The organism is Corallococcus terminator, assembly GCF_049194865.1.
In the GTDB taxonomy this organism is placed as follows: domain Bacteria; phylum Myxococcota; class Myxococcia; order Myxococcales; family Myxococcaceae; genus Myxococcus; species Myxococcus terminator_A.
This window is the reverse complement of record NZ_JBLZWL010000071.1, coordinates 1-15,553: the sequence shown is the minus strand read 5'-3', so window position 1 is coordinate 15,553 and position 15,553 is coordinate 1. Positions and strand designations below refer to the sequence as shown.

Annotated in this window: 15 protein-coding genes; 10 read left to right on the top strand and 5 right to left on the bottom strand. The window is 69.3% G+C overall.

All coding sequences use genetic code 11. The features are described from left to right. Positions 1–61: 61 nt before the first annotated feature. Together ACN469_RS21880 and ACN469_RS21875 are read right to left on the bottom strand one after the other, a co-directional pair. Positions 62–3,007 (bottom strand): M36 family metallopeptidase, encoded by a 2,946-nt coding sequence (locus tag ACN469_RS21880; RefSeq protein WP_498770682.1) that lies wholly within the window; start codon positions 3,005–3,007, stop codon positions 62–64. 251 nt (positions 3,008–3,258) lie between these two features. Next, on the bottom strand, positions 3,259–4,242 hold the full coding sequence (locus tag ACN469_RS21875; RefSeq protein WP_498770681.1) for an NYN domain-containing protein: 984 nt from the start codon (positions 4,240–4,242) through the stop codon (positions 3,259–3,261). Between the two features lie 289 nt (positions 4,243–4,531). On the opposite strand from ACN469_RS21875, the gene ACN469_RS21870 reads away from it, so the two are divergent. Further along, the gene (locus tag ACN469_RS21870) at positions 4,532–5,014 is read left to right on the top strand and encodes a hypothetical protein (protein WP_498770680.1); all 483 of its coding nucleotides are present in this window, start codon (positions 4,532–4,534) and stop codon (positions 5,012–5,014) included. 79 nt (positions 5,015–5,093) lie between these two features. On the opposite strand, the gene fba is transcribed toward ACN469_RS21870, so the two are convergent. Together fba and ACN469_RS21860 are read right to left on the bottom strand one after the other, a co-directional pair. Beyond that, positions 5,094–6,188: a class II fructose-bisphosphate aldolase gene (gene fba, locus ACN469_RS21865; RefSeq protein ID WP_498770679.1), complete on the bottom strand. Its 1,095-nt coding sequence runs from the start codon at positions 6,186–6,188 to the stop codon at positions 5,094–5,096. A 115-nt stretch (positions 6,189–6,303) separates the two neighbouring features. Further along, positions 6,304–7,080, bottom strand: coding sequence for an HAD family hydrolase (locus ACN469_RS21860; protein ID WP_498770678.1), 777 nt, complete (start codon positions 7,078–7,080; stop codon positions 6,304–6,306). Between the two features lie 144 nt (positions 7,081–7,224). Between ACN469_RS21860 and ACN469_RS21855 the strand changes: the two genes are divergently transcribed. The 6 genes from ACN469_RS21855 (at position 7,225) to ACN469_RS21830 (ending at position 13,199) form a co-directional block, all read left to right on the top strand. After that, a complete protein-coding gene (locus tag ACN469_RS21855) occupies positions 7,225–8,538 on the top strand; it encodes an aspartate aminotransferase family protein (protein ID WP_498770677.1) in 1,314 nt (437 codons plus the stop codon). Positions 8,539–8,561: 23 nt separating this feature from the next. Further along, positions 8,562–9,599, top strand: a complete 1,038-nt coding sequence (locus ACN469_RS21850; RefSeq protein WP_498770676.1) for a zinc-dependent alcohol dehydrogenase — start codon at positions 8,562–8,564, stop codon at positions 9,597–9,599. 21 nt (positions 9,600–9,620) lie between these two features. Further along, entirely contained in the window at positions 9,621–10,265 is a 645-nt protein-coding gene (locus tag ACN469_RS21845; RefSeq protein ID WP_498770675.1) for a hypothetical protein, read from the top strand. Between the two features lie 66 nt (positions 10,266–10,331). Next, the gene (locus ACN469_RS21840; protein WP_498770674.1) at positions 10,332–11,249 is read left to right on the top strand and encodes a carbohydrate kinase family protein; all 918 of its coding nucleotides are present in this window, start codon (positions 10,332–10,334) and stop codon (positions 11,247–11,249) included. A 28-nt stretch (positions 11,250–11,277) separates the two neighbouring features. Beyond that, on the top strand, positions 11,278–12,153 hold the full coding sequence (locus tag ACN469_RS21835; RefSeq protein WP_498770673.1) for an SDR family oxidoreductase: 876 nt from the start codon (positions 11,278–11,280) through the stop codon (positions 12,151–12,153). After that, complete coding sequence (locus tag ACN469_RS21830; protein ID WP_498770672.1) at positions 12,150–13,199, top strand: hypothetical protein; 1,050 nt, start codon at positions 12,150–12,152, stop codon at positions 13,197–13,199. Before ACN469_RS21835 ends, ACN469_RS21830 begins: the two co-directional genes overlap by 4 nt. Positions 13,200–13,264: 65 nt before the next feature. Here ACN469_RS21830 and ACN469_RS21825 read toward each other — a convergent pair whose 3' ends face one another. Beyond that, positions 13,265–14,017 (bottom strand): pyridoxine 5'-phosphate synthase, encoded by a 753-nt coding sequence (locus ACN469_RS21825; RefSeq protein WP_498770671.1) that lies wholly within the window; start codon positions 14,015–14,017, stop codon positions 13,265–13,267. A gap of 163 nt (positions 14,018–14,180) precedes the next feature. Here ACN469_RS21825 and ACN469_RS21820 point away from each other — a divergent pair, with 163 nt between their 5' ends. The 3 genes from ACN469_RS21820 to ACN469_RS21810 all read left to right on the top strand — a co-directional run. Further along, positions 14,181–14,360: a hypothetical protein gene (locus ACN469_RS21820; RefSeq protein ID WP_498770670.1), complete on the top strand. Its 180-nt coding sequence runs from the start codon at positions 14,181–14,183 to the stop codon at positions 14,358–14,360. A gap of 114 nt (positions 14,361–14,474) precedes the next feature. Then, the gene (locus tag ACN469_RS21815; RefSeq protein WP_498770669.1) at positions 14,475–15,296 is read left to right on the top strand and encodes a hypothetical protein; all 822 of its coding nucleotides are present in this window, start codon (positions 14,475–14,477) and stop codon (positions 15,294–15,296) included. Between the two features lie 5 nt (positions 15,297–15,301). After that, positions 15,302–15,553 (top strand): PqqD family peptide modification chaperone (locus ACN469_RS21810; RefSeq protein WP_498770668.1); only part of this gene is annotated, 252 nt, incomplete at its 3' end.

Sequence of the window (15,553 nt, the reverse complement as noted above, 5' to 3'; positions counted from 1 at the left end):
AGGCCGGGTGGCCCGAACGGCTCCACCCGGCCTCATTCATTTCAAGCGGCTGGCGAGGGGCTTACTGCTTCGCCACGCGCAGGTAGTACGTCACGCCGCCGATATCGCGGGTCTTCCCGTCAGCGGACGGGTCCTCCAGCACGGCCGCGAAGTCGAACTGCTCGAAGTCCTCCGTCTGCTTGCCGGTGAACTCGTCGTCCTTGAACTCCAGGCCGACGTTGAACTCCTGCAGCGGCTTGAGGGGAATCTGGAACACCGCGCGCGTCGGGTCGGCGACGCGGAACTGCGTCTGACCCACTTGCTCGATGCCCTCGGACTTGCCGCCGGCGGCCTTCCACAGCGCCGTCAGCTCCGCGCCCAGGTCCACGATGATGGTGCCGCGCGCGATGAACGGGCGCTTCCCGTCCGTCGCCAGCTCGCGGAAGCGCACGTTGAACAGGCGGTCCTCGCGCAGCGTGTTGCGCAGGATGAACGTGGCGTTGGAGAAGCCGAACGGCACCATGTTCACCACGTTGGTGTTGCGCCAGATGATGTTGTTGTTCTGACGCGTGTTGTAGTCCGGGTTGCCAATCTCCACGAACGTCATCGGGTCCGCCGGCGTCACCAGCCGCGCCAGCAGGCAGTAGTGGCCCTGGAAGGGCGGGCTCCACTGCACGACGATTTCGTCATCCGCGCCGCCAGCCAGGTGCACCAGCGTCGTCTGGCCAATCTCCGTCCAGCCCGCCGGCCACGAGGTGCTGGTGGCCGCGTTGGTGCCGTACAGCTTCACCACCACGTTGTGCGCGTCCACCGTGCTGCGGTTGCGCACCTTCACGTGCACGTAGTTCGTCTGGCCGAACTCCGGGTTCTCGTGCGGACCGGGGGTGGCCGAGTTGCGGACCCAGATGTCCTCGCTCTCCCACATGCCGTTGCCCGCGGTGGCCGCGTCCGGCTCGTTGCCGGTGTCCCACGGCTTGTCCTTGCCCCACACGTCCGTGCGGCAGGCGGTGGGCACCGCGAAGCCGTTGGTGGGCGAGGTGCTGCTGGGGGTGCCCGACACCGCGTCGCTGCCCAGGCCGAAGGCGGCGAACGCCGTCCACAGCCGGCAGACGTCCTCACCGCTGTGCAGCGTCGTCGCCGCGGCGATGATGCCGTCACGCACCTGGGTGAAGGTGGGGCTGCAGGGCGTGTTCTTCAGGCCCTCCGTGAAGTACAGCATCATGCGCTGGTTACCGGCGGTGCCCGCGGCGTTGTAGAGGTTGGTGCTGAAGCCCCAGCGGTCCACCAGCGCCCAGTACGCCTCCCACGCCGCCTGGGCGAACACGGAGCCCACGCCGTGGGGGACGGCCATTCCGTTGATGCTGGCGTACGTCCAGTTGTTCACCAGCTGGCTGGTGCTGTAGCGCTGCGCGCGGATGCCCAGGCCCGTCGTCGCCTGACCCAGCGCGTAGGTGCCCATGCCGCGCCCCTGGGGGCCGGTGTCCGTGGCGCGCGCGGTGTAGACGAGCGACAGGAAGTCGCTGATGCCCTCGCCCGGCGCCTGCGCGTTGTTGAGGCAGGACACGTTGCTGGGGCCGCCGACGAGGCGGTTGGAGATGCCGTGGCCGGCCTCGTGGACGATGATGCCGCTGTCCAGGTCACCGTCGCGGTTGGGGGTGGTGGTGGTCCACCGGTACATCTGCATGCGCGGACGCTGGCCGTCCGGCGGCGTGAGGAAGTTGGCGTTGTTGACGCTGGTGCCGTCCTGCGCCTCGGCGCGCACGTCGTCGTTGCCCAGGCCGCCGTTGCCGTAGTTGTTGACCTGGAAGTTGCCGGACAGCTCGTCGAAGCCGTACTGGTACTGGATGTCGTGGATGATGTTGTTCCAGTAGAACAGGTTGGTGACGGCGGCCGGGATGTACGTGCCGGGCGCGTTGGCCAGGTTCAACGGGAAGCTGCAGAGGATGGACGGGCCGCAGTCCGGCTGCGGGGTGGTGGGCGGCAGGTTGTTGGCGTCCGCGTCATCGTAGGCGTGGACGTTGTTGCCGCGGTGGATGGTGAACTCGGGGCCGGTGACGCCGTCCGTGTCATGCCAGCCGAAGGGGGAGGCCGTCAGGTTGGCGGGGTTGAGCACGCTCACCCGCAGGCCGTGGTTGGGGCTCTCCACCGGGCGCGGATAGACGGAGTAGGCATCCGAGGCGACCCAGTCGAAGCGCGTCCACACCTCGCCCGTCGTCGCGTCCACCGTCATGTCATAGACGTGCTGCTCATCCGGCGTGTGGACCTGGAAGTTCCACACCAGCCGGGCGTCGCCCTGGTTGACGGGGAGCAGCGCGAGCTGCGCGTCGATGGGCTCCAGGGAGATGCCCGTCTGCTCCACGCGGGTGAGCTGTCGCGGGCCGGCCTGCTTCTCCAACTCGCGGGGCGCGGTGAGCGACTTGAGGCCCAGGTGGCGCGCGGCCCCGGAGACGGCGGCGGCGGCGCCCAGGCGGGGCTGCGTGCTGGGGACGGCGCGGGCCAGCGCGGGCAGGAAGTCGCTGTGCACGCTGAGCACGCGACCTTCGCTGTCCACGTTGATTTGGAGCTGGCCGTTGTAGAGCGGCAGGCCCTGGTGCGTCTGGCGCAGGTACAGGTGGGTGACACCGCTCTGCCGCGAGTAGACGCGGTCGGTGACCTCCAGGTTCGCCAGGTCCGTCAGCTCCAGGCCGAGCAGCTCCCGCTGCGCCTGGACGAAGGAGAGGCCCACGGCGAGCGCGTCGCCGCTGCTGCGGCCGGACAGCGCGCCCACCGGGTTGACGAGCGAGCGGACCAGGCCGGTGGAGGCGTCGTGCTCCACGCGCAGCTCGGGCACGCTGCGGCGCAGCGCAGACTCCTTGTCCTGCTGCAGCGCGCTCACGCCCTTCTTCAGGCCGAGGTTGCGGGCGACGCGGGCGTCGTGGTTGCGCGCGTCGCTCGCCTCGTGCGTGGCGGCGAGGGCGGTGGGAGCGCCGAGCGCTCCCATCAGCACCAGCGCCTGGGTGAGGCGGCGGCGGAAATGACCCTGTGACATGTGGACTCCTGCTCTGCGGTGAAGCCGGTGGGGGATGAAGAACCGGCTACCCCGCACAGAGCAGTGGACGTGCCAACTGAGTCCTCGAAGCCTTTCAGGCAACGCCTGAAATCAATGTGACAAACGAAGTCACAACGTGGCTCGAGTTGTGGCCCATCACGTTACAGATGCCAGGGGGTTGTTTGTAACCCCTTGTTCTTCGTGGATGGAGTCTTCTTTCGGAGCTGCAACTCCATCTCTCCGATTGAGACTCAGAGCCCGTCGTCTTCCTCGGGGTCCGGGTAGGACTCGAGCTCGTCTTCAGACTCTTCGGTATTGCGGCCCCGGCCCTGCTTCTTGCCCTTGCCTTCGCTCTTGGCCTCGCTGCCACCGGCGAGGTCCGCATCGGGGCCGACGACGTACCACTGACGGCCCTGCTGGATGCGGCGCAGCACGCCTTCTGTCTCCAGCGCGGCGAGCAGCTTGGCGAACGTGGGGAAGCCGTGCTCGCGCTCGTCGAAGTCCGGCTCCTTGCGGACGATGGTCTCCTTGATGAGCGAGGGATTGACCGGGCCGGTGGCGCGGGCAATCAGGTTCTGCACCACCTCGCGCGCAATCTCGGGGACCTCCGTCTTCGAGTGGTTCTTGCCACCCGACGGCGCGGCCTTCTCCGCCTCGGCCTTGCTGGCCTTGCCCCCCGCGTCGCGGCCATGGCGGCCCCGCTTGCCGTGCCCCACTTCCTCGGTGGCGTGGCGACCCTTGTCCTTGTCGCCCTTCTCCGAGCGCTGGCGCGTGGTGCGCAGGTAGATGAACTCGTCGCACGCGTTGACGAAGAGGGGGGAGGTGGACTCCTTCACCGCCAGCCCGATGACGGTGCGACCGTTCTCACGCAGCTTGTAGGCGAGCGGACAGAAGTCGCTGTCGCCGGAGGCGATGACGAAGGTGTCGATGCTCTCCCGCGCGTAGCACAGCTCCAGCGAGTCGATGACCAGGCGCATGTCAGCGCCGTTCTTCCCCGCGCGCGTGGAGGGGGGCACGTCGATGAGTTCCACGCCGAAGCGGTGGAGGCCCATCTTCGCCTCGTTGAAGCGGGACCAGTCACAGTAGGCGCGGCGGAAGACGACCTTCCCCTTCTCCAGCAGCCGGTCGAGCGAGGGCTGGAGGTCGAAGTTGGAGGCGCTGATGCCGGTGTTGGTGACGAGGTTTTCGAAGTCGAGGAAAAGGGCGATGCGGTGTTCGTTGGTGCGACCGTTCACGTGCGGCCTCTGCGATAGGGCGCCGGTGTACGGCGCGATGGGCGCCGGTGTGCGGCGCGGATGGAGCCCTGGCGCTTCCTCCATCCGGAGGGCGCCCGCCGGGCCCTGCGGGTGCACCCTAGCCTGTTCCAGACGCCCTGGGGCGTTGGCGTTCGCCGGCTGAACACTCGGTGGGAGCGGTGGCCTGTCCCTCAGGGAGGTGGCCGGGGCACGGTCCAGGCGTGAGCGCCACGTCGTGGCCTACCTTCGGGGGAGACGGGTCCAAGGACCCCCAGCCGGAGTACGAGTCATGACGCGAAGAATGATGTCCAGCCGATGGAAGCGAATCGCCTGGGTGGCCCCGGCGCTGGCCGCGCTGCTGTCACCCACCATTGGCCTGGCGGAGGTCCCCAATGGGACCGCCACGGAGCAGCGGAGCCTGGAGCCCGAACTGGATTTGACGGGCAACCTCGCCGGCAACGTGCCCCCGCTGAACCTGGGCGGCATGATTGGCGCCGACGTCACGCCCACCCAGGGCATGACCCGCATCGTCCAGGGGCCCGACGTGGAGCTGACACCGGACCCCAAGCGCACCCAGGTGATAGAGGGTGACGTGGTGGCGCTGGAGGGCAGCGTGCTCTACGTCCAGCCCGACGAGGGCGCGGTGGTGCCCCTGAGCCTGGAGGCGCTCAGGCTGAAGCAGACTCCCAAGGAGGGCCGGCGCGTCATCGCCGACTACCAGGTGGAGAACGAGACGCAGAACATGGCGACCGCGCTGGCGGGAGAGAAGTGAGCCAGCGCCGCCTGACGAAACGACTCGGGGGAGCCGCCACGCTCGGCGGTCCTCCCCCGAAGCTGCTCGACGCGCTGGACTACTTCTTCTGGGTGCCGACGACGGTGTCGGGCCGCGCGTTGTCGCCGAACTTGCCGGCCGTGTAGTCGCGCGCCATCTGCTCCAGCGTGACGTGCGGCACCTTCTTCGCGTGGCCCGCCTGACCGAACTGCTTCATGCGCTCCTCGCAGATGGCCTGCATGGCCGCGCGCGCGGGGGTCAGGTAGTAGCGCGGGTCGAACTCCTCCGGCTTGGCCATGAAGGCCTTGCGGATGGCGCCGGTGATGGCGAGCCGGTTGTCGGTGTCGACGTTGATCTTGCGCACGCCCGCGCGGATGCCGCGCTGAATCTCCTCCACCGGCACGCCGTAGGTCTCCTTGATGCGACCTCCGTTGGCGTTGATGATGTCGCACAGCTCCTTGGGGACGGAGCTGGAGCCGTGCATCACCAGGTGGCAGTTGGGGATCTTCTTGTGGATCTCCTCGATGCGGCTCATGGCGAGCACGTCGCCGCTGGGCTTGCGGGAGAACTTGTAGGCGCCGTGGCTGGTGCCCATGGCGACGGCGAGCGCGTCGATGCCCGTGCGGTTGACGAAGTCCACCGCCTGGTCCGGGTCCGTGAGGAGCTGGTCCAACGTCAGCTTGCCCTCGGCGCCGTGGCCGTCTTCCTTCTCGCCCATGCCGTGCTCCAGCGAGCCCAGCACGCCCAGCTCACCTTCCACCGACACGCCGAAGCGGTGGGCCACGTTGACGACTTCACGCGTGACGGCGACGTTGTACTCGTAGGTGGAGGGCGTCTTGCCGTCGTCTTCGAGCGAGCCGTCCATCATCACGCTGGTGAAGCCCATGCGGATGGCGCTGATGCACGTCTCCGGCGAGTTGCCGTGGTCCTGGTGCATGACCACCGGAATCTCCGGGTAGAGCTCCACCGCGGCCTGCATCAGGTTCCGCAGGAACAAGTCATTGGTGTACTTCCGCGCACCGCGCGACGCCTGGATGATGGCCGGGCTCTGGGTTGCGCGAGCGGCCTCCATGATGGACTGGATCTGCTCCATGTTGTTGACGTTGAGCGCGGCGACCCCGAAGTTGTTGGCGGCGGCGTAGTCGAGCAGGGGACGCAGGGCGATGAGCGGCATGACTGTGTCTCTCCGTGGCGGATGTTCCGAGTAAGTGCAGGCGCCCTCCAGTTAGCACGTCCGCGCTGGCGGGCGCCGCCAAAAGCTCTCCGGACGCGTTCCCCACCCGACGCTGTCAGCGGGTGGTCACCGGGTGCAATTGGACCAGCGGGGGCAGGCGGTCCGCGCGCTCCAGCAGGCGGGGCTTGGGACGCACCGCGACAGGCACCCGGGACTCGGTGAGCAGCTCCAAATCGAACACGTTGTCCCCGAAGGCGGCGTACAGGGGCCGCTCGGTGCGCGCCCTCAGACACGTCACCTTCCCGGGGCCGTAGGGGATGGGGGCGATGATGTCCGGCAGCACCGTGCCGCCCGAGGATTGGGGGGTGCTGGCGATGACCTGCTCGGAGGGGATGCCCACCACGCGCGCGGCGGCCTCGACGACGGCGAGCGGCGAGGCGCTCACCACGTAACAGGGGATGTCCTTCTCGCGGGCCCAGTCCACCACCAGGCGGACCTCCGGGTGGACGCGCTCGGCCACGCCGTGTGACTCCACCACGCCGCGAGCGAAGGCGCGCAGCTCCTCCACCTGCCAGCCAGCGAACAGCCACGTCGCCATCTCGCAGATGTCGTGCTCCGGGATTCGGCCGGCCTGGAAGGCGGTGAACAACCTGCGGGCCAGCGTGCTGTTGCTTCCCGCGAGCTCCAGGCCGTGAGCGGCGGCCACCTGCTCCATCCGGGGGCGGGCCTCGTCGCGCACGGCGTCGTGTCCCGTCACGGCCATGAACAAGTCGTCGCCGACGTCACCGCTCCACAGCGTGCCGTCTCCATCGAACGCCAGCAGGCCCCCCGGCGTGGCCTGCGCCTCGCGGGCGATGCGCTCCAGCGTCTGCTCCACGTGCTCCATCTTCATGGTGAGACATCCTGGCTGGATGGCTTCGCGCGGCCAACCCCCGATGATTCACCGAAGGAATTTTCGAGGGTCCGTTCACTCTCCAGCAGCGCGGGGATTTGAAACGTCCAAGGGGGGACGTTTCACGCCGTTGGGGGAACACGCTTGTCCAATCTCAACCTGAAGGTCCTCTCTGGGGAGGGACCGGATGTACGAGAGGGTGCGTCCGAAGTCGCGTCGGCGGGGACTCGCTCGTCCGAGGAGTTCGTGCGGGGGCGGGGCATCCGGTTGATCCGCGAGGATGGCACGGCCTTCCTCGACGCGGCCTCCGGCACCTTCAACGTACCTCTCGGTTATGACCACCCGGAGGTGACGAACGCGGTGATGGAGCAGCTGCGGCGCATGGCGCACGCCAGCTCCTCGCTGATGGCGGGGCAGGCGAAGCAGGTGCTCTCGGAGCTGCTCGCGCATGCGCCCGCGCACCTGACGGCCGGGTGGATGCGAGACATCACCGGCTCCACCGCCAACGAGTGCGCGGTGCAGGTGGCGCAGAAGGCCACGGGGAAGACGGACATCCTCAGCCTCTTCCTCTCGCACCATGGACAGACACAGTTCACCACGGCGATTTCGGGCAATGCGTTTCGTCGCAAGGGCTTCCCGGAGTCGGTGTCACCGCACTCGGTGAAGGTGCCGGCGCCGTACTGTTATCGCTGCTTCTACAAGGCGAAGTATCCCGGCTGCGGGATGCTCTGTGTGGAGCGCATCAGCGACTTCGTCGAGTACGCGAGCAGCGGCTCGGTGGCGTGCATGCTGGTGGAGCCCGTGCTGGGCAACGGCGGCAACGTGGTTCCGCCCCCTGGCTACTTCCAGGCACTCAACAAGCTGTGTGAGGAGAGGGGCATCCTCCTCATCGCGGACGAGGTGCAGACGGGCATGGGGCGCACCGGGCACCTGTTCGCCTCGGAGGCGCTCGGCTTCAAGCCCAACATCGTCACGCTGGCCAAGGGCCTGGGCGGCATCGGCATCCCCGTGGCGGCGGTGTTGTTCGAGGGCGCGCTGGATGTGATGGAGAGCCACGAGCACTCCTTCACCTCGGGGTGCAATCCGCTGGCGCTGACCGCAGCGTCCGCGACGCTGAAGGCGATGACGACCGGCCACCTGTTGGCCAACGTGCGGCGCAACGGCATCGTGTTGGGAGAGCTGCTGAACCAACTGGCCACGCGCTTCCCGTGCATCGGTGACGTGCGAGGTCTCGGGTACATGTGGGGCCTGGAGATTGTTCGCGCGGATGGCTCGCCCGACGTGGAGAAGACGCTGGCGCTCATCCGCGTGGCGGGGGAGCGGCACCAGCTGGTGCTGCGCGGCTCCCGGTACAGCTTCGGCAACGTGGTGAAGGTGCGGCCTCCGCTCATCGCGACGCAGGACGACCTGGAAGAAATCGTGGCGCGGCTGGCGCGCACGCTCGCGGACGTGGGCTGAGTCGGGGACTCGAGGGGGAGCACATGAGGGCAGTGGTGTACACGACAGCCTGGGAGCTGGAGCTGCGCGAGCGCGCCGAGCCGTCCGCGCCCGTGCACGACGAGGTGATGGTGCGCGTTCGCGCCACCGGCATCTGCGGCACGGACCTGGGCATCATCGGCGGTGAGTACGCGGCGAAGCCCGGGGTGGTGCTGGGCCACGAGTCCTCGGGCGAGGTCGTCGCCGTGGGCCCCGCCGTGCGCCATGTCCAGGTGGGGGACCGCGTCGTCATCGACCCGACCTTCCACTGTGGCCAGTGCCGGCTGTGCCGCACCGGAAGGCAGAACCACTGCCAGCGCAAGGGGGAGACGGAGACGGGCGTCAGCGCCGACGGCACCATGGCGCCGCTGCACAAGACGACGGAGCGCTTCCTCTACACGCTGCCCGCGCACGTGGGCTTCGAGGAGGCAAGCCTCACCGAGCCCTTGAGCTGCGCCGTCACGGGCGCCAATCAACTGCGCCTGCGTCCCTCGCTGCGCACGGTGGTGCTCGGCGGCGGGCCCATGGGTGTGCTGTACGCGTGGGTGCTGGCGGGCCTGGGGTTGACGGGGACGCTGGTGGAGCGCTCGGCGGCGCGGCGCGAGCTGTGCCGCGAAGTCGTGGACCGGCGCTGGACGGTGGCCGAGTCACTGGACGAGGTCTGCGCGCGCCACGCCTCGGATGCGACGCCGCTGGACGTGGTGGTGGACACCACGGGGCGGCTGGCCGGTGAGGCGTTGTCGAAGCTGTCACGCGGCGGGCAGCTGTTGCTGGTGGGCCTCAAGCGTCACGAGGTGGCGCTGGACGTGGGCGGCATCGCGGACCGCAGCCTGTCCGTGCAGGGCTCCATCGACTCGCTGGATGGCAGCTTCGCCACCGCGCTGCACCTCATCAGCTCGGGCGTGGTGCCCGCGCGAAGGCTCGTCTCCCACCGCCTGCCGTTGGCGTCGTTCCGCGAGGGACTGGCGCTGGTGGGCTGCGACGTGGGGGCCCGGCGTCAGGGCGCTCCCGCGGGTGCGCTGAAGGTCGTCCTCCAACCCTGAAGTCCGAGCGAGGCACTCACGATGATTCATGGACTGCTGATTGAAGGCACGGACTACGCGGGCAAGACGACGGTGTGCAAGCTGTTGGGCGCGCGCCTGACGGCGGCGGGACTGCCGGCGCGGCTGGGACATTGCTACGTGTTCGACATGCCCATCCTCGACCACTTCCTGGCCGAGGCGAAGCGCACGCCGGACCTGCTCCAGATTGACTGGTTCTACTCGGCGAACATCCTGTTGGACCTGGCGCGCTGTCACCGTGGGTTGCCGTCGGGCTTCCTCGTCCAGGACAGACATTGGCTCAGCCAGGTGGGGCGCAACCGCTTCTTCCATCCGGAGGTACCGGGGTTGCCCAGCCAGCTCATCTGGGATGAGCACCTGCCGTTCGCGTTCAACTACTACCTGACGTCCACGCCGAAGGTGAAGCGGGAGCGCGCGCTGCTGCGTCCCTCCAAGTCGGTGCGGGACACGTACCTGCGCGACAACCCGGAGCGGCACCAGGCCTACGACGAGTTCCTCGTGTCGCTGCTGCCCGCGGAGGAGCGCTGGACGGTGGTGGACACCAGCGAGCTGCGGCCGGAGCAGGTGGCCGAGCGCATCGCCACGGACGTGCTGCGCCGACTGCATGCGGAGGCCCCGGCGCAGGTGCGGCCGGCGGTGGCTCGCTAGGTGGGCTCGGTGAGCGGCAGGCGGAGCACCGGGAAGGGTGAGGCCATTCAGGCACGGGAGGGCGCCATGGAAGTGCTCGTCATCGGAAACAACACGGTGGACATCGTCTTCTCCACGCGCGAGGCGCTGGTGACGGACGGGAAGGTGCAGGCGGACGGGCTGCGCTTCTTCGGCGGCGGGCAGGGCGCCAACGTCGCGGCGATGCTGGGCGCGCTGGGCGTGCGCACGCGCTACTTCGGCGTCTTCGGCGGCGGGGACTTCGGACGGCTGGCGCGCGGCTCGCTGGTGGAGTCCGGCGTGGTGGTGGAGGGCAGCCTCACGGTGGCGGACTGTCCGCAGCACTCGGCGGCCATCGTCGTGGACACCACGCACGGCACGCGCTCGCTCGTCATGCACAAGGACGCGCGGCTGCGCATGGATGGCATTCCGGCCGAGGCCGCGCCGCTGGAGCAGTGTGGCCTGGTGTACCTGGACGGGCACGAGCCCGCCTTCTCGCTGGCGTTGGCGAAGCGCGCGCGGGCCCTGGGGCTGCCGGTGCTGGCGGACGCGGAGGTGGCCGACGAGGCGCGGCCTTTGTTGCCGTACCTCACCAGCCTGGTGGCGCCGGGCAAGGTGCTGCGTGAGCTGACGGGGGAGCGTGAGCTGTCCGCCGCCGCGCGGACGCTGCTGGCCGGAGGTCTGCGCGTGGTGGTGGGCACGCTGGGCGCGGAGGGCTGCGAGGGGTGGACGGCCGAGGGTGAGCACCACCGCGTCCCCGCGGAGCGCTGCGAGGTGGTGGACACCACGGGCGCGGGGGATGCGTTCCACGCGGGCTACATCGCGGCGGTGCAGTCGGGGCAGGGCTTTGGTGAGGCGCTGCGCTTCGCGACGCAAGTGGCGGCGGTGAAGTGCGGAGTCCCGGGGCCGCGCGCGGGCGTGGACCGGCTGGCGCTGCTGGGCGTGGGACTGGGCACGAGCGGGGGCGCGTCTCTCTCGCTGCTCTAGCGGCGATGGGGACACGGGGGAGCCAGCCATGAACGTCATCGTCACGGGGGCCAGCGGATTTCTGGGGCGCAGGCTGATGCGCGCGCTGCGGATGGAGGGAGTCCAGGCCCGGGGCACCTGGAGCGCGACGCCGCGCCAGGGGCTGATGCGCCTGGATATCACCGACGCGCGCGCCGTGGACACCGCCTTCGCGGAGGGCGACTTCGACGTGTGCATCCACGCGGCGGCGCGCTGCAACCTGGACGACTGCGAGCGTCACCGGTCCGCCGCGACGAACATCAACGTGGGAGGCACGGGCAACGTGGTGGAGGCGTGCCGACGCACGCGCACGCGGCTGCTCTACGTGTCCACCGACCACGTCTTCGACGGCGCCCCCGCTCGCACGTACGTGGAGACGGACGAGCCCCGGCCGCTCCAGCACTACGGCGTCACCAAGCGAGAGGGAGAGCTGCTCGCGCTGACGCTGGAGGACGCGCTGGTGCTGCGTGTGCCGCTGCTCTACGGCCTCACGGGGCCGGACGAGAAGTCCACCTTCGTCACGTCCACGTTGGAGCAACTGGCCACGGGACAGCCCGTGTACGTGGATGGCGAGCAGGTGCGCTACCCGGTGCTGGTGGATGAGGTGGCGGGCCTGCTGACGCGGCTCGCCGGGGGCGGCGTGCGGGGCGTGTTGCACTTCAGCGGCGGCGAGGCCACCACCAAGTACTCGTGGGCGCGGCGGCTGGCCCATGCCTTCAACCTGGACGTGTCGCTGGTGCGCACGCGCAAGGAGTCGTCGCTCGCGGTGCGTCCTCGCGACAACCGGCTGGCGTCCACGCGACTGGCGGCGCTGGGCCTGAAGGCGCCGTTCTCCCTCTCGGAGGGACTGGATGTCCTCCGGCACCAGCGGGAGGCGGGCGTATGAGCGGCGCGCGAGCCGAGGGCGACTGGCGCGGAGTGGTGCGCGACGTGCGCGTGTCGGGCAGCCGCATCACCAAGCGGGCCACGCACGGGCGCGACAAGCTGTTGCGAGAAGTCGCGTGGTTGGAGGCGCTGCCTCCGCGCGCGGCGGAGCGCTTTCCTCGCGTGCTGGAGGTGCGCACCGGCGCGGACTGGGCCGAGTACGACATGGACTTCTGTCCGTGGCCGGAGCTGTCGCGCGTGCTGGTGGACGGAACGCTGACGGTGGGCGAGGCCGTGAGCGGCACGCGGAGCTTCGTGTCCTTCGCCTTCGACGCGCTCTACGCGGACCACCAGCGGCCCGCGCCCGAGGGCTTCTTCCACGACAGCTATGTGGACAAGTTCTGGAGAAGAGCCAGCGCGGGCCGGGGCCTGTCCGCGCGCTTCGACCGGCTGTGTGCGGCGGGGAGTCTGGAAATCAATGGCCGGCTTCACCGGAGCGCCGCCGAGCTGGTGCGCTCGCTGGAGCGGGACACGACGCTGCTCGAGCGCTTGAACCCGCCTCGCGTGGGACGGTTCCACGGCGACTTCAAGTTCGACAACGTCCTCTTGGAGCCGGCCACGGGCCGGTTCCTGCTGTTGGACCCGCGGGGTTCGACTGCCACGGGGGACTCGGACAGCGACTACCTGGAGGACCTGGCCAAGCTGCGCACCTGCACGAGCGGGCTCTACGACCTGGTGCGCGCGGGCGCGGCCCGGGTGACGGACAGCGGTGAGGGCCTGTCCTGGGATTGGGCCCTGTGGGCGCGGCCCGCCCTGGAGCGCTTCGCCGCGCTGGATGCGTGGCTGGACGAGGAGCTGCCCGCGCGAGCGCTGGCCCGAGGTGACACTGAATGGCGCGTGCGGTGTGACTTCGTCACGCCGCTGCTGCTCCTGGCCAACGCGCCGTTCCAGTTGGCGCCAGTGAATCCGCGCACCGAGGACATCGCCATGGTGCTGCATGCCACGGGCGTGAGGATGCTGGCGGAGGCGCTGGAGCGTCACGGCACCCGGAGCGAGGTGGGGTCATGACGCGCACCGTGAGGAGCCCCTCGGTCCGTCGAGGCGGCGTCATGACGCGCGCCACGAGGAAGTGCTCATTCCTCCGAGGCCGCGTGGAGGAAGCCGGGCAGCACCGCCCGCAGGCCCGCGATGACGGCGGCGGCCACGAAGGCATGACCCACGGAGACGAGCGTGGGGCGTACAGCGCGAATCAGCGGAGACAGATGACGCTTGTCGAGGTCATGCGCGGCATTGACGTCCAGGCCGTGCTCGCGGGCCCGGTCCGCCGCGCGCGCGAGTGCCTCCAGCGCGCGCTCCTGCGAGGGCGTGCCGAAGCCTTCCACGTAGTCGCGACAGTTCAGCTCGACGGCGGCGACGCCGGCACGGGCGACCAGGTCCACGGCCTCCAACTCCGGGTCCACGAACACGGAGATGCGCGTGTGTCCGCTCAGGGTTCGTGCCCAGTGCGCCAGTCGGGGCTGGTCATCCTCCGGGCGCCAGCCGCGCTGGGTGGTGAGGTGCTGGGCCTCGAAGGGGGTCACCACCCAGCAGCCGACGCCGGGGGTGCGCTCCAGCAGCGCGCCGAGGTCCTCGCGCAGGTCTCCGCCGACATGCAGCGTGGCGAGGCCTTCGCGCACGGGAGCCAGCGCGGCGAGCGCGGTGACGTCGTGGGGCTTCACGTGCCGGTGGTCGGACCACTGGTGGACCATCAGCGCGCGGCAGCCGCCTTCGATGAGCGTGCGCGCGGCCTCCGTCAAATCCGGCACGGCGCCGCCGCGCGACGAGCGCAGCAGGGCGACCTTGTTGAGCCCCACGCGCAGCAGGGGTGTCGGCACAGCGGCACGCATCGACGGACCTCCCGGTTCCAGGTGGCCATCCTCGCATGGCCGCCGTGTCGCGACACGCGCCGCGTGGCGTGAGCGCTTCCTTCCGAGTTCAGCGGCGCCGAGTGGCCGCGCCAGGTGCAGCACGCAGCACGCAGTGAACGAAGACCCATCAAGGAGCAACACCATGAACAAGCCCCGTAGCGTTGCCATCAAGCTGTCCGCCGACACCATGAAGTGCGTCGTCGGTGGTTCCATCTCCACCATCCCGGGTCCCGTGGTCACGCTGCCCGGCCCCATCGTCACGGGTCCCATCATCACGGGTCCCATCATCGTCGGGCCGGGCCGCGTCTTCCCGGTGCTGTGATTCGCAAGTGAAGGCTGACCGCGTGAGCCGTTGAGGTTCATGCAGGGGAGGCGCGGGCCACTCAACCCGGCTCGCGCCTTCCTTCCTCTTCTCGCTTCTGGTGTCGCCGCCCTCATGACTCAGCCCTCGCGTGACGAAATGATGAACCTGCTTGGCGTGGACCTCGGCCAGCTGCTGGCGCTCGAGTCGCTGACGCCCGCGGTCGAGGCCGCCGTGTTCCTGTCCGGCTCCCTGGTGGAGGGCATGGGCAATGCCTTCTCCGACATCGACGTGTTCATCGTCGGCGGGGGTGAGCCGACGGGCACCAGCCTGCACAAGGCCGGGGACGCGCTCTTCTCCGTGCACATGCTCGGCAAGCGCCGCGTGGACTTCGAGTACTGGAGCGAGGCGTCGGTGGAGGTGCTCGCCGCGAAGCTCGCCGCGTTGGACTTGCAGGAGGGCGGGCGGGACAACGTGATGATGGAGCGGCGGATGACGGAGGACGAAATCGTCTTCCTGCACCGCGTACGCACGGGGGTGGCGCTGATGCACGACAGCCGGCTGGAGCGGCTGCGCTCGCGCTTCGACTTCCGTCGCCTGTCGCGGTGGTTGCTGGAGGTGAAGATTCGCGAGGTCGACGACGCGCTCGAGGACCTCTACGGGATGATGGAGCAGCCGGACGTGGCGCTGATGCGCGCGCGGGAGCTGCTCAACTCCACCTGTGATGCCTTCTGCCACTACCGGGGCAGCACGAACATCCGCCGCAAGTGGCGCACGCGCATCCTGGGACAGCTCGCCGCGGGTGGAGACGAGGAGGCGCGCAAGTTCGAGAAGCGCTTCTGGGAGCTCCAGTTCGCGGACGGCGCGCGGCTGCGCGAGCGCCCCGAGGACCTCAAGGCCTATCTGGAGACGTGCATCCGGCTGTGCAACCAGCTCACGGATGTCATCGAGGAATGAGCGCCATGGACCTGAACGTGCTCGTTCCCGTCACGCACTTGCGAGTGCGGCGCCGTCGAGCCGAGGGGCAGGTGCACCTCATCCTCGACAACTACTACTTTGATTTGGACGAAGGCACCGACGCCGTCTGGCGCGCCTGTGACGGCGTGAGGACGGTGGCCCAGGTGGCGGAGGCGCTGCACCGCGAGCGGGGCTGGGAGCTGGAGCTTGCCCGGTCCATCACCCGCGAAACGCTGAGCGCCTTCGCCGAGCAGGAG

Bases quoted from the DNA above. Each gene is read 5' to 3' on its own strand.
- ACN469_RS21815 (WP_498770669.1), top strand. From the start codon at position 14,475: ATGACTCAGCCCTCGCGTGACGAAATGATGAACCTGCTTGGCGTGGAC.
- ACN469_RS21845 (WP_498770675.1), top strand. From the start codon at position 9,621: ATGATTCATGGACTGCTGATTGAAGGCACGGACTACGCGGGCAAGACG.
- ACN469_RS21830 (WP_498770672.1), top strand. From the start codon at position 12,150: ATGAGCGGCGCGCGAGCCGAGGGCGACTGGCGCGGAGTGGTGCGCGAC.
- ACN469_RS21850 (WP_498770676.1), top strand. From the start codon at position 8,562: ATGAGGGCAGTGGTGTACACGACAGCCTGGGAGCTGGAGCTGCGCGAG.
- ACN469_RS21835 (WP_498770673.1), top strand. From the start codon at position 11,278: ATGAACGTCATCGTCACGGGGGCCAGCGGATTTCTGGGGCGCAGGCTG.
- ACN469_RS21840 (WP_498770674.1), top strand. From the start codon at position 10,332: ATGGAAGTGCTCGTCATCGGAAACAACACGGTGGACATCGTCTTCTCC.
- ACN469_RS21825 (WP_498770671.1), bottom strand. From the start codon at position 14,017: ATGCGTGCCGCTGTGCCGACACCCCTGCTGCGCGTGGGGCTCAACAAG.
- ACN469_RS21870 (WP_498770680.1), top strand. From the start codon at position 4,532: ATGACGCGAAGAATGATGTCCAGCCGATGGAAGCGAATCGCCTGGGTG.
- ACN469_RS21880 (WP_498770682.1), bottom strand. From the start codon at position 3,007: ATGTCACAGGGTCATTTCCGCCGCCGCCTCACCCAGGCGCTGGTGCTG.
- ACN469_RS21820 (WP_498770670.1), top strand. From the start codon at position 14,181: ATGAACAAGCCCCGTAGCGTTGCCATCAAGCTGTCCGCCGACACCATG.
- ACN469_RS21860 (WP_498770678.1), bottom strand. From the start codon at position 7,080: ATGAAGATGGAGCACGTGGAGCAGACGCTGGAGCGCATCGCCCGCGAG.
- fba (WP_498770679.1), bottom strand. From the start codon at position 6,188: ATGCCGCTCATCGCCCTGCGTCCCCTGCTCGACTACGCCGCCGCCAAC.